General features: G+C 71.4%; 16 protein-coding genes and 1 pseudogene. 16 read left to right on the forward strand and 1 reads right to left on the reverse strand.

Annotated features, from left to right (window positions below; all coding sequences use genetic code 11):
* The first annotated feature begins 120 nt into the window (after positions 1-120).
* The 15 genes and pseudogenes from ACSNN7_RS15395 (at position 121) to ACSNN7_RS15465 (ending at position 17,570) form a co-directional block, all read left to right on the forward strand.
* On the forward strand, positions 121-486 hold the full coding sequence (locus tag ACSNN7_RS15395) for an NADH-quinone oxidoreductase subunit A (RefSeq protein WP_088977004.1): 366 nt from the start codon (positions 121-123) through the stop codon (positions 484-486).
* Positions 487-500: 14 nt separating this feature from the next.
* Positions 501-1,178, forward strand: coding sequence for a NuoB/complex I 20 kDa subunit family protein (locus ACSNN7_RS15400; RefSeq protein ID WP_436681466.1), 678 nt, complete (start codon positions 501-503; stop codon positions 1,176-1,178).
* 55 nt (positions 1,179-1,233) lie between these two features.
* Positions 1,234-1,971 (forward strand): NADH-quinone oxidoreductase subunit C, encoded by a 738-nt coding sequence (locus ACSNN7_RS15405; protein ID WP_436681468.1) that lies wholly within the window; start codon positions 1,234-1,236, stop codon positions 1,969-1,971.
* Positions 1,968-3,293 (forward strand): NADH-quinone oxidoreductase subunit D, encoded by a 1,326-nt coding sequence (locus tag ACSNN7_RS15410; RefSeq protein WP_436681469.1) that lies wholly within the window; start codon positions 1,968-1,970, stop codon positions 3,291-3,293. The genes ACSNN7_RS15405 and ACSNN7_RS15410 overlap by 4 nt, the downstream gene beginning before the upstream one ends.
* A pseudogene (gene nuoE / locus ACSNN7_RS15415) lies at positions 3,290-4,132 on the forward strand (NADH-quinone oxidoreductase subunit NuoE); the annotation flags it as partial. The gene ACSNN7_RS15410 and the pseudogene nuoE, both read left to right, overlap by 4 nt.
* 293 nt (positions 4,133-4,425) lie before the next feature.
* The gene (nuoF, locus tag ACSNN7_RS15420) at positions 4,426-5,742 is read left to right on the forward strand and encodes an NADH-quinone oxidoreductase subunit NuoF (RefSeq protein WP_436681470.1); all 1,317 of its coding nucleotides are present in this window, start codon (positions 4,426-4,428) and stop codon (positions 5,740-5,742) included.
* Positions 5,742-8,258 (forward strand): NADH-quinone oxidoreductase subunit G, encoded by a 2,517-nt coding sequence (locus ACSNN7_RS15425; RefSeq protein WP_436681472.1) that lies wholly within the window; start codon positions 5,742-5,744, stop codon positions 8,256-8,258. Before nuoF ends, ACSNN7_RS15425 begins: the two co-directional genes overlap by 1 nt.
* Complete coding sequence (gene nuoH, locus ACSNN7_RS15430) at positions 8,255-9,604, forward strand: NADH-quinone oxidoreductase subunit NuoH (RefSeq protein ID WP_436681473.1); 1,350 nt, start codon at positions 8,255-8,257, stop codon at positions 9,602-9,604. Before ACSNN7_RS15425 ends, nuoH begins: the two co-directional genes overlap by 4 nt.
* 1 nt (position 9,605) lies before the next feature.
* A complete protein-coding gene (gene nuoI, locus ACSNN7_RS15435) occupies positions 9,606-10,247 on the forward strand; it encodes an NADH-quinone oxidoreductase subunit NuoI (RefSeq protein WP_436681474.1) in 642 nt (213 codons plus the stop codon).
* Complete coding sequence (locus ACSNN7_RS15440) at positions 10,244-11,014, forward strand: NADH-quinone oxidoreductase subunit J (protein WP_436681475.1); 771 nt, start codon at positions 10,244-10,246, stop codon at positions 11,012-11,014. Before nuoI ends, ACSNN7_RS15440 begins: the two co-directional genes overlap by 4 nt.
* Entirely contained in the window at positions 11,011-11,310 is a 300-nt protein-coding gene (nuoK, locus tag ACSNN7_RS15445) for an NADH-quinone oxidoreductase subunit NuoK (RefSeq protein ID WP_088959269.1), read from the forward strand. The genes ACSNN7_RS15440 and nuoK overlap by 4 nt, the downstream gene beginning before the upstream one ends.
* Positions 11,311-11,320: 10 nt before the next feature.
* Positions 11,321-13,246 carry an NADH-quinone oxidoreductase subunit L gene (gene nuoL, locus ACSNN7_RS15450; RefSeq protein ID WP_436681476.1) on the forward strand — a complete coding sequence of 642 codons (1,926 nt, stop codon included), beginning with the start codon at positions 11,321-11,323 and terminating at the stop codon, positions 13,244-13,246.
* A gap of 64 nt (positions 13,247-13,310) precedes the next feature.
* Entirely contained in the window at positions 13,311-14,843 is a 1,533-nt protein-coding gene (locus ACSNN7_RS15455) for an NADH-quinone oxidoreductase subunit M (protein ID WP_436681478.1), read from the forward strand.
* Positions 14,840-16,393, forward strand: coding sequence for an NADH-quinone oxidoreductase subunit NuoN (gene nuoN, locus ACSNN7_RS15460; protein WP_436681479.1), 1,554 nt, complete (start codon positions 14,840-14,842; stop codon positions 16,391-16,393). The genes ACSNN7_RS15455 and nuoN overlap by 4 nt, the downstream gene beginning before the upstream one ends.
* A gap of 91 nt (positions 16,394-16,484) precedes the next feature.
* Entirely contained in the window at positions 16,485-17,570 is a 1,086-nt protein-coding gene (locus ACSNN7_RS15465; protein ID WP_436681480.1) for a polyprenyl synthetase family protein, read from the forward strand.
* Positions 17,571-17,685: 115 nt separating this feature from the next.
* Here the strand turns inward: ACSNN7_RS15465 and ACSNN7_RS15470 are convergent, their stop codons facing one another.
* Complete coding sequence (locus ACSNN7_RS15470) at positions 17,686-18,870, reverse strand: MFS transporter (RefSeq protein ID WP_436681481.1); 1,185 nt, start codon at positions 18,868-18,870, stop codon at positions 17,686-17,688.
* A 156-nt stretch (positions 18,871-19,026) separates the two neighbouring features.
* Here ACSNN7_RS15470 and ACSNN7_RS15475 point away from each other — a divergent pair, with 156 nt between their 5' ends.
* The gene (locus ACSNN7_RS15475; RefSeq protein WP_436681482.1) at positions 19,027-19,809 is read left to right on the forward strand and encodes an IclR family transcriptional regulator; all 783 of its coding nucleotides are present in this window, start codon (positions 19,027-19,029) and stop codon (positions 19,807-19,809) included.
* Positions 19,810-19,930: the final 121 nt, after the last annotated feature.

Raw genomic sequence — 19,930 nt, forward strand, 5'->3', positions numbered from 1 at the left:
GGCCGGTGCCGGCCCGGACCGGGACAGAGATCGACCCCCGCTGAAGAAGCCGGCGAGGGACGTGAATAGTGTGATTTTCGTCAAGCACCAGGGGCAGGGGAAGGACGAGCAGGAGAAAAGATGTCGCTCTCGCCTTACGCACCGATCATCGGGCTGTTCGCCCTCGCCGCGGGGTTCTCGCTGTTCTCCGTGGCCGCCGCCCGCTTCGCCGGTCCCCGGCGCTTCAACAAGGCCAAGCTCGAGGCGTACGAGTGCGGCATCGAGCCGAGCCCGCAGCCGGTCGGCGGCGGCCGGTTCCCGATCAAGTTCTACCTGACGGCGATGCTCTTCATCGTCTTCGACATCGAGATCATCTTCCTCTACCCCTGGGCGGTCTCGTTCGACGCCCTGCCGATCTTCGGCTTCGTGGAGATGGTCCTGTTCATCGTCGCGGTCTTCGTCGCGTACGCCTACGTGTGGCGGCGCGGCGGCCTGGACTGGGACTGAGGGAGGTACGTCAGATGGGCATCGAGGAGAAGCTCCCCGCCGGCGTCCTGCTCACCTCCGTGGAGAAGCTGGTCAACTGGTCGCGGAAGTCGTCCGTCTGGGGCGCCACCTTCGGCCTGGCCTGCTGCGCCATCGAGATGATGGCCGCCGGTGGCCCGCACTACGACATGGGCCGCTGGGGCATGGAGGTCTTCCGGGCCTCGCCGCGCCAGGCCGACCTGATGATCGTGGCCGGCCGGGTCAGCCAGAAGATGGCCCCGGTGCTGCGCCAGATCTACGACCAGATGGCGGAGCCCCGCTGGGTGCTCTCCATGGGCGTCTGCGCCAGCAGCGGCGGCATGTTCAACAACTACGCGATCGTCCAGGGCGTCGACCACGTGGTGCCGGTGGACATGTACCTCCCGGGCTGCCCGCCCCGGCCCGAGATGCTCATCGACGCGATCCTCAAGCTCCGCGAGAAGATCATGTACGAGCCGCTGGGCCCGAACGGCCGCAAGATGCTCCAGGCCCGCCAGGAGCGCGGCGACGTCCCGGTCGTGCCGTACGGCTCGATGCCGTCCTCGTACCGCAACGACAAGGCCCGGCGTGCCGAGTGGACGAAGGCCGTCCGTGAGGGGCGCGAGGAGCAGCTGCGGATCGAGAACTGGATGAACGCCCAGAACCACCTCCACGCTGCGCGGGGCCCCAAGTGAGCGCGAGGAGTGCAGCGAAGCGGAGCCCCGCAGTCGCGAACGGAGGGCAGGCACGGTGACCGCACCGAACGACAGGAACAACGACGGCGGGGTGCCGGTACCGGTGACCCCGGCGGGGGCCAGCAGTGGCGCCCCGGCGGAGTACCCGCCGTCCAGCCCGGCCGGCCGTGGCATGTTCGGCATCCAGGGCAGCGGCGACGTCTCCGGCTTCGGTGGCCTGGTCCGCCAGCGCCGGCCGATCGAGGAGACCCCCCGGCCGTACGGCGGGTACTTCGACGAGGTCCGCGACGCGCTGGAGGAGGCGTACCCGGCCTTCGGCGAGGCGATCGAGAAGGTCGTCGTCGACCGCGGCGAGCTGACCCTGCACGTACGCCCGGAGCGGATCGCCGAGGTCTGCCAGGTGATGCGGGACGACCTTGCGCTCCGCTTCGAGCTCTGCTCCTCGGTCTCCGGCGTGGACTACCTGGGCGCCGACGACCGGCGGCTGCACGTGGTCTACCAGCTCACCTCGATGACCTACCGGCGCCGGGTCCGGCTGGAGGCCGCGGTCTCCGCCGAGCAGCCCCACCTGCCCAGCGTCACCGCTGTCTACCCGACCGCCGACTGGCAGGAGCGGGAGGCGTACGACATGTTCGGCATCGTCTTCGACGGTCACCCCAACCTCACCCGGATCCTCATGCCGGACGACTGGGAGGGGCACCCGCAGCGCAAGGACTACCCGCTCGGCGGCGTGCCCGTCGAGTACAAGGGCGCCGAGATCCCGCCGCCGGACCGCAGGAGGTCCTACCAGTGACCACGTCCAACTACGCGACCGAGCGCGAGACCACCGAGGGCAGGGTCTTCACCGTCACCGGTGGGGACTGGGACCAGGTCGTCTCCGGCACCGACCCGATCAACGACGAGCGGATCGTCGTCAACATGGGTCCGCAGCACCCGTCCACGCACGGCGTGCTCCGGCTGATCCTGGAGCTGGAGGGCGAGACGGTCCGCGAGGCCCGCTCGGTCGTCGGCTACCTGCACACCGGCATCGAGAAGAACCTCGAATACCGCAACTGGGTCCAGGGCTCGACCTTCGTGACCCGGATGGACTACCTCTCCCCGCTGTTCAACGAGACGGCGTACGCGCTGGCGGTGGAGAAGCTGCTCGGCATCACCGACGAGGTGACCGAGCGGGCCACCACCATCCGGGTCCTGATGATGGAGCTGAACCGGATCTCGTCGCACCTGGTCTGGCTGGCGACCACCGGCATGGAGCTGGGCGCGATCTCGATCATGCTGTACGGCTTCCGCGAGCGGGAGTACATCCTCGACATCTTCGAGACCATCACCGGCCTGCGGATGAACCACGCGTACGTCCGGCCGGGCGGCGTCGCGCAGGACGTGCCGGACGAGGCGATCGCCAAGATCCGCGACTTCCTGAAGATGATGCCGAAGAAGCTCAAGGAGTACGAGGACCTCCTCTCCGGACAGCCGATCTGGACCGAGCGGACCCAGGGCGTCGCGGTCCTCGACGTGACCGGCTGCGTCGCGCTCGGCGTGACCGGCCCGGTGCTCCGCTCCGCCGGCCTGGCCTGGGACCTGCGCAAGACCATGCCGTACTGCGGGTACGAGACGTACGAGTTCGACGTCCCGACCCACCCCGACGGCGACGTGTGGGGCCGCTACCAGGTCCGGCTCGCCGAGATCCGCGAGTCGCTCAAGCTGGTCGAGCAGGCGCTGGACCGGTTGCGGCCGGGCCCGGTGATGGTCGCCGACCGCAAGATCGCCTGGCCGGCGCAGCTGGCCATCGGCGTGGACGGCATGGGCAACTCGCTGGAGCACGTCGCCAAGATCATGGGTCAGTCGATGGAGTCGCTGATCCACCACTTCAAGCTGGTCACCGAGGGCTTCCGGGTCCCTCCGGGCCAGGTGTACGTCGCCATCGAGTCGCCCCGCGGCGAGCTGGGCGTGCACGCGGTCTCCGACGGCACCACCCGGCCCTACCGGGTGCACTACCGGGAGCCGAGCTTCGTCAACCTGCAGGCCCTCCCGGCGATGGCCGAGGGCGGCCTGATCGCCGACGTGATCGCCGGCGGCGCCTCGCTGGACCCCGTGATGGGTGGATGTGACCGATGAGTGTTTTCACTGACGCGACGCGGGAGCGGGCGCGGGAGATCATCGCCCGGTACCCGGCGGACCGGTCCCGGTCCGCGCTGCTGCCGCTGCTGCACCTGGTGCAGTCCGAGGAGGGCTACGTCTCCCCGGCCGGCGTCGAGTTCTGCGCCGAGGTGCTGGGCCTGAACAAGGCCCAGGTCGGTGCGGTGGCGACCTTCTACACCATGTACAAGCGCAAGCCGACCGGCGACTACCTGGTCAGCGTCTGCACCAACACGATGTGCAACGTGCTCGGTGGCCAGGAGGTCTACGACACCCTGTCCGAGCACCTGGGCGTGGGGCACGACGAGACCACCGCCGACGGAAAGATCACCCTCGAGCACGCCGAGTGCCTCGCGGCCTGCGACTACGGCCCGGTGATGACCGTCAACTACGACTTCTTCGACGGCGTCGACCCGCAGGGCGCGCTCGGGGTGGTCGAGGAGCTGCGCGCCGGCGGCCGGCCGATGCCGACCCGGGGCGCCCGGCTCTGCACCCTCAAGGAGATGGCGGTGCAGCTCGCCGGCTTCGCCGACGAGCGCGAGGGCGCGGTCGCCGACGGCGGTCCGGGCGAGCCGACCCTGCGCGGCCTGCGCCTGGCCCAGCAGCACGGCATCTCGGTGCCGGGCTTCGACCCGAACACCCCGATCCGGAGCAAGGCCGAGGCCGACAAGGCCGCTGAGCAGGCCAAGGCCGCCCAGACGGCCAAGCCGGAGCCCGCCCCGGCCGCGACCGGCAACGGCGCCAAGCCGGGTACGCCCGGCAACGCCGGCACCGGCGAGCCGGCTCCCGCCGCCGCGGCGACCGGCAGCACCGCCCCCGACGTCAAGGCCCCGGACGCCAAGTCGCCCGAGGTCCGTACCGCCGAGACCCGGCAGCCGGACGCGCAGACCGCCGTGCCGGACGCCCCGGGCACCAAGGTCCCGGCCGACAGCACCCCGCCGGCGCCGCGCGACGCGCAGGAGGCGGAGGCCGCCGGCGTGGCGGCCAACCCGCCGGCCGGCGACGGCAAGCCCGCCGGCGACGCCACCGGTGCGCAGGAGCGCAACCTCAAGGAAGCGGAGGCGGGAGCCAACGCGGGCCCCGCCGTCGCGAGCGAAACGGGGGGCCAGAAGTGACCACGCCTCGGCCGGAGACGCTGGCCAAGCTGACGCCGGTGCTCACCAAGCGCTGGCTGTCGCCGGACGCCTGGCGGATCGGCACCTACGAGAAGCTCGACGGCTACGCGGCGCTGCGCAAGGCCCTCAAGGCCCACCCGGACGACCTGATCCAGCTGATCAAGGACTCCGGCCTGCGCGGTCGCGGTGGCGCCGGCTTCCCCACCGGTCTCAAGTGGGGCTTCATCCCGCAGGGCGACGGCAAGCCGCACTACCTGGTGGTCAACGCCGACGAGGGCGAGCCGGGCACCTGCAAGGACCTGCCGCTGATGACGCACGACCCGCACTCACTGGTCGAGGGCGTAATCATCGCGTCGTACGCGATCCGGGCCAACCGCGCCTACATCTACATCCGGGGCGAGGCGGTGCACGCCGCCCGGCGGCTGCGCAACGCCGTGCAGGAGGCGTACGCCAAGGGATACCTCGGCCGGAACATCCGGGGCAGCGGCTTCGACCTCGACCTGGTGGTGCACTCCGGTGCCGGGGCGTACATCTGCGGTGAGGAGACCGCGCTGCTGGACTCGCTGGAGGGCTTCCGGGGCCAGCCCCGGCTGCGCCCGCCGTTCCCGGCGACCCACGGCCTGTACGCCAGCCCGACCGTGGTCAACAACGTCGGCACCATCGCCAGCGTGCCGTACATCGTGCTGGGCGGCGCGGACTGGTGGAAGACCATGGGCACGGAGAAGTCCTCCGGGCCGATGATCTACTCGCTCTCCGGCCGGATCGCCAACCCCGGGCAGTTCGAGTGCTCGATGGGGATCACCCTGCGCGAGCTGATCGAGCTGGCCGGCGGCATGCAGCCCGGGCACAACCTGCGGTTCTGGACGCCGGGCGGCTCTTCGACGCCGCTGCTGACCGCCGAGCACCTGGACGTGCCGCTGGACTTCGAGGGGGTGGCGGCGGCCGGCTCGATCCTGGGCACCACGGCCACCCAGATCTTCTCCGACCAGGACTGCCCGGTCTACGCGACCTACCGGTGGCTGGAGTTCTACCACCACGAGTCGTGCGGCAAGTGCACCCCGTGCCGGGAGGGCAACTACTGGATGGTCCGGGTCTACCGGCGCATCCTGGCCGGCCAGGGCACCCACGAGGACCTGGACACCCTGCTCGACACCTGCGACAACATCCTGGGCCGCTCGTTCTGCGGCCTCGGTGACGGTGCGACCAGCTCGGTGACCTCGTCGCTGAAGTACTTCAAGCAGGACTACCTCGACTACATCGAGGGACGTACCGCGCCGAAGCTGTCGGACAAGCAGTTGGTGGGAGCCCACTAATGACCGATGTCGTCAAGGCCCCGGAAACCGTCACGCTCACCATCGACGGTGTCGAGGTCACCGCCCCCAAGGGCGCGCTGCTGATCCGGGTCGCCGAGCAGCTGGGCACCGAGATCCCCCGGTTCTGCGACCACCCGCTGCTGGCCCCGGCCGGCGCCTGCCGGCAGTGCCTGGTCGAGGTGGAGGGGCAGCGCAAGCCGGTCGCCTCCTGCACCCAGACCGTCGCCGACGGCATGGTGGTACGCACCCAGCTCACCTCCCCGGTCGCCAAGAAGGCGCAGGAGGGGGTCATGGAGCTGCTGCTGCTCAACCACCCGCTCGACTGCCCGATGTGCGACAAGGGCGGCGAGTGCCCGCTGCAGAACCAGGCCATGTCCACCGGCCGCACCGACTCCCGGTTCCACGAGCACAAGCGGGAGTACGAGAAGCCGATGCCGATTAGCACCCAGGTGCTGCTCGACCGCGAGCGGTGCGTGCTCTGCCAGCGCTGCACCCGGTTCTCCGAGGAGATCGCCGGCGACAAGTTCATCGACCTGATGGGCCGGTCGTCCGCCGAGGAGATCAACATCTACCGGGACGACGCGTACGGCGCGGAGAGCGGGGACGACAGCGGCGACGTGCCGTTCAACTCCTACTTCTCCGGCAACACCGTGCAGATCTGCCCGGTGGGCGCGCTGACCGGCGCGCAGTACCGGTTCCGGGCCCGCCCGTTCGACCTGGTCTCCAGCCCGAGCGTCTGCGAGCACTGCTCGGCCGGCTGCGCCCAGCGCACCGACTGGCGGCGGGGCAAGGTGCTGCGCCGGCTGGCCGGCGACGACCCGGCGGTGAACGAGGAGTGGAACTGCGACAAGGGGCGGTGGGGCTTCCAGTACACCCGCGCCTTCGACCGGCTCACCACCCCGCTGGTCCGCGACGAGCGCAGCGGTGAGCTGCGCGAGGCGTCCTGGAGCGAAGCGCTGACCCGGGCCGCCGAGGGGCTGCGTGCGGCCCGCGACTCCGGCCAGGGCACCGCGGTGCTCACCGGCGGCCGGCTGACCGTCGAGGACGCCTACGCGTACGCGAAGTTCGCCCGGGTGGCGCTGCACACCAACGACATCGACTTCCGGGCCCGGCCGGTCTCCCGCGAGGAGTCCGACTTCCTGGCCAGCACGGTCGCCGGGGTCACCGACGTGACCTACGCCGACGTGGAGAAGGCGCCGGCGGTGGTGCTGGTCGGCCTGGAGCCGGAGGAGGAGTGCCCGATCCTCTTCCTGCGGCTGCGCAAGGCGTACCTGAAGAAGAAGCTGACGGTCTACGCGATCGCCCCGTTCGCCACCCGCGGCCTGGAGAAGCTCGGCGCCAAGCTGGCCCGGGTGGTGCCGGGCGAGGAGGCGAGCGTGCTCGCCGAGCACGACACGGTGGCCGAGGCGCTCAGCGCCGAGGGGGCGATCCTCTTCGTCGGTGAGCGGCTGGCCGGCGTGCCGGGTGGGCTCTCCGCCGCGGCGGACGTGGCCCGGCGTACCGGTGCGCGGCTGGCCTGGGTGCCGCGGCGCGCGGGCGACCGGGGTGCGATCGACGCGGGCTGCCTGCCCAACCTGCTCCCCGGCGGGCGTCCGGTCACCGAGCCGGCCGCCCGCGCCGAGCTGGGCGAGACCTGGGACATCCCGGCCGGGGTGATCCCCAGCCAGGCCGGGCGGGACACCGACCAGATCGTCGCGGCGGCCGCCAACGGCCAGCTCGGCGCCCTGGTGGTGGCCGGGGTGGACCCGGCCGACCTGGCCGACCCGCGCCTGGCCGAGCAGGCCCTGGACGCGGTGCCGTTCCTGGTCAGCCTGGAGCTGCGCAACTCGGCGGTGGCCCGCCGGGCGGACGTGGTCTTCCCGGTCGCCCCGGTGGTGGAGAAGGCCGGCAGCTTCCTCGACTGGGAGGGCCGGCTGCGCACCTTCGAGGCGGTGCTGCACACCGCCGCGATGACCGACGGCCGGGTGCTGGACGCCCTCGCCGCGCAGCTCGACGTCCGGCTGGGCACGGGTGACGTGCCGAGCGTCCGCCGCGAGCTGGGCGGCCTGCCGCCGACCCGGGTCGCGCGCCCGGCCGCGCCGTCCGTCGCGCCGGCCACGGTGCCGCAGCCCGGCGCCGGCGAGGCGGTGCTCGCCACCTGGCACCAGCTGCTCGACCTGGGCAGCCTGACCGACGGCGACGAGCACCTCGCCGGCACCGCCCGCCCGCCGGTGGCCCGGCTGGGCAAGGGCACCGCGGAGGCGCTCGGCGTCGCCGACGGCGACCCGGTGACGGTGGGCACCGACCGGGGGGCGCTGACCCTGCCGGCGGAGATCACCGAGATGCCGGACGGCGTCGTCTGGCTGCCGACCAACTCACCCGGTTCGACCGTCCGGCGCAGCCTCGGCGCGACGTCCGGCACGGTCGTACGGATCTCCGTCCCCGCCGCGACCGGCGCGGCCATCCCGGCCGGACGGATCGCGGCGGACGAGGCCGGTCGCCCGGGTCCGCTCCTCAACTCCGGGGGTGTCGCATGAGCTTCCTCGCGCAGGACCCGACGCTGGCCGACTTCGGCAGGGACCCGTGGTGGCTGGTCCTCGGCAAGATCGTGTTCGCCTTCGTCTTCGGCCTGCTGGCCACGCTGCTCGGCGTCTGGTTCGAGCGCCGGGTCGTCGGCTACATGCAGGTCCGGCCCGGCCCCAACCAGGTCGGCCCGTTCGGCCTGCTGCAGACCCTCGCCGACGGTCTGAAGATGGCGTTCAAGGAGGACATCCTCCCGCGGGCCGCCGACAAGGTCGTCTACTTCTTCGCGCCGACCATCTCGGTGATCTGCGCGGTCACCGCCCTGTCGGTGGTGCCGTTCGGCCCGATGGTGAGCATCTTCGGCCACCAGACGCCGTTGCAGGTCACCGACGTGCCGGTGGCGGTGCTGGTGCTGCTTGCCTGCTCCTCGATGGGCATCTACGGCATCGTGCTCGGCGGCTGGGCCTCCGGCTCGACGTACCCGCTGCTGGGCGGCCTGCGCTCCAGCGCCCAGATGATCTCGTACGAGGTCGCGATGGGGCTGAGCATCGTGGCGGTGTTCATGACCGCCGGCACGATGTCGACCAGCGGGATCGTCGCCGCCCAGGCGAACGGCACCCAGCTCAGCATCGGCGGCTTCGACCTCCCGGCCCCCGGCTGGTACGCGATCCTGCTGCTGCCGAGCTTCATCATCTTCTTCATCTCCACCGTCGGTGAGACCAACCGGGCGCCGTTCGACCTGCCCGAGGCGGAGTCCGAGCTGGTCGCGGGCTTCATGACCGAGTACAGCTCGCTGAAGTTCGCGCTCTTCATGCTCTCCGAGTACGTGTCGATGGTGACCATGTCCGCGGTCACCACGACGCTCTTCCTCGGCGGCTGGCGGGCGCCCGCGCCGATCACCACCTTCTGGGCCGGGGCCAACTCCGGCTGGTGGCCGATGCTCTGGTTCTTCGGCAAGGTGCTGATCCTGGTCTTCGTCTTCGTGTGGCTGCGGGGCACGCTGCCCCGGCTGCGCTACGACCAGTTCATGCGCTTCGGCTGGAAGGTCCTGCTCCCGATCAACCTGGTCTGGATCCTGGTCCTCTCCGGGCTGCGCTCGATCGAGGACTGGCAGTCGCGTGACCGGCTGCTCGCCACCGCCATCGGGGCGGGCGTGCTGCTGCTGGTGACGCTCTTCTGGCCCAGTCGCCGGCCGGAGCCGAAGCCGACCGTGCAGGAACAGGTCAACAATCGGCCGCACGGCAGCTTCCCGCTGCCACCGATGGACCTTCAGGTACCACCGAGCCCGCGCACCAAGCGCGTGGTCGCCGAGCGGGAGCCGGCCAACATCGCCACCGGCTCGGACTCCAGGGAGGTGTGACGTGGGCGCGATCACCGGAACGTTCAAGGGCTTCGGGGTCACCTTCTCGCACATGTTCAGGAAGGTCGTCACCACCGACTACCCGTTCAAGCCGCCGGTGTCGGCACCGCGCTACCACGGGCGGCACATCCTCAACCGGCACCCGGACGGCCTGGAGAAGTGCATCGGCTGCGAGCTGTGCGCCTGGGCCTGCCCGGCGGACGCGATCTACGTCGAGGGTGGCGACAACACCGACGAGCAGCGCTTCTCGCCGGGTGAGCGGTACGCCAGCACCTACCAGATCAACTACGCCCGGTGCATCTTCTGCGGGCTCTGCATCGAGGCCTGCCCGACCCGTTCGCTCACCATGAGCAACGAGTACGAGCTGGCCCGGGACAACCGGCAGGACCTGATCTTCACCAAGGAGCAGCTGCTCGCGCCGCTGCTGCCGGGGATGGAGCAGCCGCCGCACCCGATGCGGCTGGGCGACAGCGAGAAGGACTACTACGTCGGCGCGCTGGAGAACCCGGGCACCTCGGCCGGTGCCGAGCACGCGGCCAACAACCCGGGCCGGTACCAGGTGGAGGAGCACCCCGGGGTGACCTTCCCCGGCGCCGAGCAGCACGCCCAGCGGGCCGAGGCGGGCAAGGGAGCGGGAGCATGACCACGTCCACGGTGCTCGCCGCGGCGGGCCAGGTGTCCGGGGGTGAGGAGGTCACCTTCTGGATCCTCGCCCCGCTGGCGCTGATCGGCGCCATCGGCATGGTGTGGGCCCGCAACGCCGTGCACTCGGCGCTCTGGCTGGTGCTCACCATGCTCTGCCTGGGCGTGTTCTACGTGCTCCAGGCGGGCCCGTTCATCGGCATGGTGCAGATCATCGTCTACACCGGCGCGATCATGATGCTCTTCCTCTTCGTGCTGATGCTGGTCGGCCGGGACGCCTCCGACTCGCTGATCGAGACGCTGCGCGGCCAGCGGGTCGCCGCGGTGCTGCTCGGGCTCGGCTTCGCCGGCCTGGTCGGCACCGGCCTCTACCGGGCGCTCGACGGGGTCACCGCGGTCGGCCTGGAGCAGGCCAACGCCGAGGGGAACGTCCAGGGCATCGCCCGGCTGCTCTTCACCAAGTACGTCTTCGCCTTCGAGCTGACCTCCGCGCTGCTGATCACGGCGGCCGTGGGCGCGATGGTGCTGGCGCACATCGAGCGCAACCGCGAGGACAAGCTGGACCAGGTCGCCACCATGAAGGCCCGGTTCCGCCCCGGCAACTACCCCGGCCCGAAGCCCGGGCCCGGTGTCTTCGCCACCTCCTCGTCGGTGGCCACCCCGGCCCGCCTGCCCGACGGCCGGCTGACCGACCGCAGCACCCCGGCGATCCTGCCGCAGCGCGAGCTGACCGCCGAGGAGACCACGCTGAAGGGGACGGACAAATGACGCCGGACTACTACCTGATCCTCGCCGCGGTGCTCTTCACCATCGGCGCCGTCGGCGTGCTCGTCCGGCGGAACGCGATCGTGCTGTTCATGTGCGTCGAGCTGATGCTCAACGCGGCCAACCTGACGCTGGTCACCTTCAGCCGGATCAACGGTGACCTCAACGGCCAGATCATGGCGTTCTTCGTGATGGTGGTGGCCGCGGCCGAGGTCGTGGTCGGGCTCGCGATCATCATGTCGATCTTCCGGACTCGACGCTCCGCGAGCGTCGACGACGCCAACCTGCTGAAGTACTAGAGGGGTCCCGGTGGAAGAGACCGTTCGATACGCCGAAGCCTCGGGGCTCCTCGGCAGCGTCTGGCTGCTGGTGGCGATCCCGCTGGTCAGCGCGGCGATCCTGCTGCTGCTCGGCCGGCGGGCCGACCGCTGGGGGCACTGGCTGGGCGTGGCCGCCATCGGCGCCGCGTTCGTGCTCGGGCTCAGCTACTTCTTCCAGCTTCGCGGGCTGGAGAACAAGTCCGTCGAGCTGAGCCTGTGGGACTTCATCACGGTCGGGAACCTGAAGGTGGACTTCGGTCTGCTCTTCGACCCGCTGGCCGCGGTCTTCGTCCTGCTGATCACCGGGGTGGGCTTCCTGATCCACCTCTACGCGGTCGAGTACATGGCGCACGACGAGGGCCGGCGACGGTTCTTCGGGTACTTCAACCTCTTCGTCGCCGCGATGCTGCTGCTGGTGCTCGGCAACAACTACGTGATGCTCTACTTCGGCTGGGAGGGCGTCGGTCTGGCGTCGTACCTGCTGATCTCCTTCTGGTACGGGCGGCCGAGCGCGGCCACCGCCGGCAAGAAGGCGTTCCTGATGAACCGGGTCGGCGACGCCGGCCTGGCGATCGGCATCTTCATCATGTTCGCCACCCTCGGCACCACCCAGTACGACGAGGTCTTCAACGGCGTCGGCGCCCTGGCCGGCGGTACCGTGCTGGCGCTGGGCCTGCTGCTGCTGCTCGGCGCGGCCGGCAAGTCCGGCCAGTTCCCGCTCCAGGCGTGGCTGCCGGACGCGATGGAGGGCCCAACCCCGGTGTCGGCGCTCATCCACGCCGCCACCATGGTCACCGCGGGCGTCTACCTGATCGCCCGCTCCAACCCGATCTTCTCGGCCAACACCACCCTCCAACTCGTCGTGGTGAGCGTCGGCGCGCTGACCCTGCTGATGGGCTGCATCATCGGCGCCGCCAAGGACGACATCAAGCGGGTGCTGGCCTGGTCGACGGTGAGCCAGATCGGCTACATGTTCCTCGGCGTCGGTCTCGGCGGCGCGGCGTACGCGCTGGCCATCGTGCACCTGCTGGCGCACGGCTTCTTCAAGGCCAACATGTTCCTCGGCGCCGGCTCGGTCATGCACGGGATGAACGACCAGGTCGACATCCGCCGCTTCGGCGGCCTGTCGAAGTACATGAAGGTCACCTGGATCACCTTCATGATGGGCTGGCTCGCCATCATCGGCATGTTCCCCTTCTCCGGCTTCTTCTCCAAGGAGCCGATCATCGTGGCCGCCTTCGAGCGGGAGGGCTGGACGGCCTGGCTCTTCGGCGGCGCAGCGCTGCTCGGCGCCGGGCTGACCGCCTTCTACATGACCCGGCTCTTCGTCCTCACCTTCCACGGGCCGAAGCGGTGGACCGAGGAGATCGAGCACCCCCACGAGTCGCCGAAGCTGATGACCATCCCGCTGATCCTGCTGGCGATCGGCTCGGTCGGGGCCGGCTTCCTGATGGCCACCTCGGTGCCGGACTGGCTGGAGGCCACCGCCGGCCTCGGCGGCCAGGAGGAGGGCCACCACGCGGTGCTGTCGCACGGCGTGATCACCGCGCTGTCGCTGCTGGTCACCGTGCTCGGCGCCGGCCTGGCCTGGATGCTGTTCCGCAACGGCACGGCCACCGCGCCGCAGCCGGCCGGCGTGCTGGTCACCGCGGCCCGGCGCAACCTCTACACCGACGCCTTCAACGAGGCGGTCTTCGAGAAGCCGGGCATCTTCCTCACCCGGGCGCTGGTCTTCCTCGACAACCGGGGCGTCGACGGTCTGGTCAACGGCCTCGCCGCAGCGGTCGGCGGTGGCTCCGGCCGGCTCCGGCGGCTGCAGACCGGCTTCGTCCGGTCGTACGCGACGTCCATCCTCACCGGCGCGCTGCTCGTGACGGCGGCGTTCCTGGCCGTGCAGGCGGGGTGGCTGTCGTGATCGACCTCAACACGCCCGCCCCCGCCGGCGGACCACGCAGTGACGACGGAGGTAAGGCCGCATAATGTCCAACTTCCCGTTCCTCTCGGTGCTGACCGTGGCACCGCTGGTCGGCGCCCTGGTGGTGGCCTTCCTGCCGCGTCGCCGGCCGGAGCTGGCCAAGCAGGTGGCGTTCGGCTGGTCGCTGCTCGTGCTGGTGCTCTCCGTGGTCATGTGGATCTCGTTCCAGACCGGGGGCGACCGGCTCCAGTTCCGTGAGTCGTACCCGTGGATCCCGAACTGGGGCGTCAACTTCACCTTCGCCGCCGACGGCATCGCGCTGGTCATGCTGATGCTGATCGCCGTGCTGGTGCCGCTGGTGATCCTGGCCTCCTGGCACGACGCCGAGTCGTCGAAGCGGTCGGTGCCGGTCTACTTCGCCCTGCTGCTCATCCTCGAGAGCACGATGATCGGCGTCTTCGCCGCCGCCGACGTCTTCCTGTTCTACGTGTTCTTCGAGGTCATGCTGGTGCCGATGTACTTCCTGATCGGCAGCTACGGCGGCCACCAGCGGCAGTACGCGGCGGTGAAGTTCTTCCTCTACTCGCTCGTCGGCGGGCTGTTCATGCTCGCCGCGGTGATCGGCCTCTGGGTGGTCGGCGGGAAGACCTTCGACTGGCAGGCGCTGACCCAGGTGGACATCTCCACCGGCACCGAGCGCTGGCTCTTCCTCGGCTTCTTCCTCGCCTTCGCCATCAAGGCGCCGTTCTTCCCGTTCCACACCTGGCTGCCGGACGCCGGTGGCGCCGCCCCGGCCGGGGCCGCCGCCCTGCTGGTCGGCGTGCTCGACAAGGTCGGGACGTTCGGCATCCTGCGCTACTGCCTGCCGCTCTTCCCCGAGGCGTCCAAGTGGTTCGCCCCGTGGGCGCTGGCCCTGGGCCTGATCGGCATCATCTACGCGGCGCTGCTGGCGGTCGGTCAGTCCGACCTGAAGCGGCTGGTGTCGTACACCTCGATCGCGCACTTCGGCTTCATCGGCGTCGGCATCTTCGCCTTCACCACCCAGGCCGGCACCGGCGCGGTGCTCTACATGCTCAACCACGGGCTCGCCACCGGCCTGCTCTTCCTGGTGGTGGGCATGCTGATCGCCCGCCGCGGCTCGGCCCTGATCAAGGACTTCGGCGGGGCGGGCAAGCTGGTGCCGCTGCTGGCCGGGGTGCTCTTCTTCGCCGGTCTCGCCTCGCTGGCGCTGCCCGGCACCGCGCCGTTCGTCTCCGAGTTCCTGGTGCTGATCGGCACCTTCACGGTGAACAAGCCGGTCGCGGTGATCGCCACGCTCGGCATCATCCTGGCCGCCGCGTACGTGCTCTGGATGGTGCAGCGCACCACGCAGGGCACGCTCAACCCGGAGCTGACCGAGGTCGAGGCCATGCGCCGTGACCTCAGCCTGCGCGAGAAGGTCGTGGTCGCACCCCTGATCGCCCTGATCGTGCTGCTCGGCTTCTACCCCAAGCCGGTCACCGACGTCATCAACCCCGCCATCCAGGCGACCATGAACGACGTCGGCCGGACCGATCCCGCCCCGACGGTCGGCAGCGTCCAGGAGGCCGCAAAATGACCGAGCTGAAGTTGCCGTCGATCGACTACGCGGCGCTCGCTCCGATCCTGATCATGCTGGGCACCGCTCTGTTCGGCGTGCTGGTGGAGGCCTTCGTGCCGCGCCGCCGCCGGCACGTGGTGCAGCTGTCGCTCGCCCTGCTGGCGGTGCTCGCCGCGCTGGTGATGGTGGTGCTCAACGCCGACGACCGGCTGCTCACCGCCGGTGGGGCGATCGCGGTGGACGGCCCCACGCTCTTCCTCCAGGGCGCCATCCTGGTGCTCGCCGCGATGGCGCTGCTGCTGATCGGCGACCGCACGGTGGAGCGCGGCGGGGCGTTCGTCGCCCAGGCCGCGGTCACCGCCGAGTCGGCCGACGACCGGCGGCAGGCCGAGGGGAGCAACGGCGCCACCGAGGTCTACCCGCTGACCACCTTCGCGATCGGCGGCATGCTGATCTTCGTGGCGGCGAACGACCTGCTGACCATGTTCATCGCGCTGGAGGTCTTCTCCCTGCCGCTCTACCTGCTCTGCGCGCTGGCCCGTCGCCGACGGCTGCTCAGCCAGGAGGCGGCGATGAAGTACTTCCTGCTCGGGGCGTACGCGTCGGCGTTCTTCCTGTTCGGCGTGGCGCTGATCTACGGCTTCACCGCCGGGATGCCGGACCGGCCGGCCGGCGTCGACTTCGCCACCGTGCACGCCGCGGTGAAGGAGTCGCCCGCCAGCCCGGTGCTGCTCTTCGCCGGCATGGCCCTGCTCTCCATCGGCCTGCTCTTCAAGGCCGCCGCGGCGCCGTTCCACGTCTGGACCCCGGACGTCTACCAGGGCGCCCCGACGCCGGTCACCGGCTTCATGGCGGCCTGCACCAAGGTCGCCGCCTTCGGTGCCCTGCTGCGGGTGTTCCACGTGGCGTTCGCCGACGCGGCCTGGGACTTCACCCCGGTCCTCGGGGCGGTCGCGGTGCTCACCATGCTGGTCGGCGCGGTGCTGGCGGTCACCCAGACCGACATCAAGCGGCTGCTGGCGTACTCCTCGATCGCCAACGCCGGCTACCTGCTGGTCGGGGTGCTCGCCCCGACGGGTGAGGGCGTCTCCGGCACGATGTTCTACCTGGCCGCGTACGGCTTCTCGGTGCTCGCCGCGTTCGCCGTGGTGACCCTGGTCCGGGACGCGGACGGGGAGGCCACCCACCTGTCCCGCTGGGCGGGGCTGGGCCGCCGGTCGCCGTTCTACGCCGGCGTCTTCACCTTCATCCTGCTGGCCTTCGCCGGTATCCCGCTGACCAGCGGCTTCACCAGCAAGTTCGCGGTCTTCGGCCCGGCGCTGGAGAGCGGCCACGCCTGGCTGGTGGTGGCCGGCGTGCTGACCAGCATGGTGCTGGCCTTCCCGTACCTGCGGGTCGTGGTGATGATGTGGCTCTCCGAGCCGGGCGAGACCACGCCGACCGTGGCCGTGCCGGGCGGGCTGACCGCGACGGCGCTCATGATCGGCGTGGTGGCCACCCTGGTCCTGGGCGTGGCTCCCGCCCCGCTGCTCGACCTGGCCACGGACGCCGCCGCGTTCGTACGGTGAGACGTCTGCGTGACGATGCGGGGCCGGTGCGCGGTGGCGTACCGGCCCCGCGCCTGTATCCCCGGCCCGGAGCAGGTCGAACGGGTGTGGCATGGTTGATGGCGTGGTGATTCCGGCTGGCGAGCGTTCAGGCGTCGTCGGCTCCGGCGGTCGTCGGAGCCGGGCGGGCACGAGTCAGGTCGGCGCGCTCGGCGTCTACCTCGCCGATCCGCGCGTCGAGGCCTCCGTGCTGGGCCTGCTCGACTCCGTGGAGGCCGAGCTGCGGGCCAGTGTGGCCAGCGCCGACCCGTTCGTCACCGAGGCCGCCCGCCACCTGGTGGAGGCCGGCGGCAAGCGGTTCCGGCCGCTGCTGGTGGCGCTGGGCGCCCAGTTCGGTGACCCGGAGGGCGCGCAGGTCGTCCCGGCCGCGGTGGTGATGGAGCTCACCCACCTGGCGACGCTCTACCACGACGACGTGATGGACGAGGCGGCCGTGCGGCGGGGCGCCCCGAGCGCCAACTCCCGCTGGACCAACTCGGTGGCGATCCTGGTCGGCGACTACCTCTTCGCCCGGGCCGCGGACATCGCCGCCGACCTGGGCACCGAGGCCGTCCGGCTGCAGGCGCGCACCTTCGCCCGGCTGGTGCACGGGCAGATCGCCGAGACCGTCGGCCCGCGGGCCGGTGAGGACCCGGTCGCGCACTACCTGCACGTGATCGCCGAGAAGACCGGCTCGCTGATCGCCACCTCGGCCCGCTTCGGCGGCATGTTCGGCGGCGCGTCGGCGGAGCACACCGAGGCCCTGGCGGGCTACGGCGAGACCATCGGGGTGGCCTTCCAGCTCTCCGACGACCTGCTCGACATCGCCAGCGAGTCGGTGCAGTCGGGCAAGACGCCCGGCACCGACCTGCGCGAGGGTGTGCCGACGCTGCCGGTGCTCTACGCCCAGGCCGCCGACGACTCCGACGCCGCCTCGGTGCGGCTGCGCGAGATCCTGGCCACCGGCCCGCTGGTCGACGACGCGCTGCACGCCGAGGCGCTCGGCCTGCTCCGCGAGTCCCCGGCGCTCAAGCGCGCGCGGGAGACCGTCCGCAGCTACGCCGAGGACGCCCGCACGCAGCTCGCCCCGCTCCCGCAGGGCCCGGCCCGCCGCGCCCTCGAATCTCTCTGCGACTACATCGCCGACCGCACCAGCTAACCCCCCGCGCTCATCCTCCGCCGCGTCGCCCTCCCCGTCGATCATGAGGTTGACGGCACCTTTCGCGATCCACTTCGCCGTCAACCTCATGATCAACAAACGGGGGCGGGGCGGGTCAGCGCGGGTGGGTGAGCATGCGGCTGCCTAGGAGCATGAGGGCGGCGGCGGCGAGCATTGCGAGGGCGGCGGTCGCCCACATGGTGGGGTAGCCGGCGGTGGCGGCGGTTGCGCCGAGGGCGAGCGGGCCGAGGCAGCCGCCCGCGTACACCCCGGTCTGGGTGATCGAGGTGGCGGCGGCCGGTGCCTGCGGATGCAGCTTGACCACAGCGAAGTTCATCAGCCCCGGCCAGGCCCAGCCGAGGCCGAAGCCGAGCACCACGCCGACCATGAGCGGCACCGCGCCGGTCAGGGCGAGCAGCCCCAGCCCGGCCGCACCCACCACCAGCATCCCGGCGATCACGGCCACGTGCCCCTCGGACCGCCGGTCGGCCAGCCAGCCCGCGCCGATCCGGGCGGTGACGCAGACCGCGCTGCCCAGGGTGAGGGTCAGCCCGGCCAGCCCCGGCGCCAGGCCGCGCGCCACCGACGAGTCCACCACGAAGGTGCCCAGGGCGTTGGCTGCCCCCGAGGCGAGGGTTGCGGCCACCCCGACCACCACCAGGGCCGCCGTGGCCCGCCCACCGCGCGCCGCAGCGGCCTTCCGGACCGGTCCGGCCTCTCCCGGGGGTACGGCGGGCAGGGCGGCCAGTGCGGCGCCGGCCGCCGCCACGAACGCCCAGCGCCAGCCGGCGGTGAGCGCGATGGTGGGCACCGCCGCACCGGCCAGCAGGGTGGAGACCGGGATGGCCGCCTGCTTCACCCCGAACGACAGGCCCTGCCGCCGGGCCGGCACGTGCCGGGCCAGCGCCGCGTTGCTGGCGAGCTGCCCGAGCGCGTTCGCGGCGGCGCTCAACCCGAGCAGGACGACCAGCACCGGGTACGACCGGGCGGCCACCGCGATGGCGAGCAGGCAGCCGGCGGCCAGCAGGATGCCGGCGCGGGCCACCACCGCCGGGCCGTACCGCTCGACGAGGCGGCCGGACGGCACCGAGGCCAGCGCGCTGATGCCGAAGTAGACCGACACGGCCAGGCCCAGACCGGCGGGGGAGAAGCCGAGGTCGGCACCCATCTGCACGGCCAGGCCGCCGACGAGGAAGACCGGCAGCACCGACGCGATGGTGGTGGCGATGGCGCCGGCGCCGGCCCGCAGCGGGGGTACGGCCGGGCGGCTGGGTGAGGAGGTGAGGGCGGTGTCGGTCATCGTCTGGCCAACCTACGTGAGTCGCCTTCCCGACGACCCGGCGTGTCGGTGCGGCACACGCCACGTGGGGCCTGATCTGGCATCCTCGACCCGAACGGGCGTTCCGTCCCCGGGCGGTTTTTCATATGGTGTAAGTCCCCGGCTGCGGAGGTGGTTGTGCGCGACCCCTTGGCGGAGCCTTCGGATCTCATCCGGAGCGTCTCTCGCGCGCTACGCGTTCTCGAGTCGGTCGGTCGTGCCCCCAAGGGACTGACCGTCAAGCAGATCGCCCGGCGCTGTGAGCTGACCGTGGCCACCACCTACCACCTGGTCCGCACCCTGGCCTACGAGGGCTACGTGATCCGGCGCGAGGACGGCACGTACATCGTGGGTCTGGAGATCGCGGACCGGTACCGGGAACTGGTCACCGCCTTCCGGGGGCCGCCGGCCGTCGGAGAGACCCTGCGCCGGGCCGCCGCCGACACCGGCTGGAGCCACTACCTGGGCCGCTTCGTCGGCGGCCAGGTCGCGGTCACCGCGGTCGCCGAGGGGCCGCGCTCGCCGTACCTGGAGGACCTGGTCCCCGGCTTCGACGAGGGCGCACACGCCACCGCCCTCGGCAAGAGCCTGCTCGCCACCCTCACCGCCGAGCAGCGCTTCCGCTACCTGCGCGAGTACGGCATGCGCCCGTTCACCACGGCCACCCTGACCAGCGTCGAGGCGTTCGAGGCCGACCTGGCGGCCGGCGACCGGCGCGGCATGCAGCTCGAGCTGGGGCAGTTCCGGCAGGGAGTGGCCTGCGCCTCGGTGCTGGTCACCCCGGACAAGGACATGGAACGCCGGGTCGTGCTCGCCTGCGCGCTGCCGGCCAGCGAGATGATGACCTCCGCCCGGGTGGTCCGGGCCAAGCTGCTCACCGTCGCCCGCGCCGTCGCCGACGGCATCGCCGCCGACGTCTGACCCTTCCACGCCCACCGCCGCTGCCCTGCGCCGGCGCTGGGCCGTGCTGGGTGTGCTGGCCCCCGGTTTGCGGCGTGTCGGGTTGACCAGCCACCGGGACACCCCGACACGCCGCAATCGG

It is taken from the genome of Micromonospora sp. URMC 105, from assembly GCF_051386295.1.
GTDB lineage: Bacteria > Actinomycetota > Actinomycetes > Mycobacteriales > Micromonosporaceae > Micromonospora.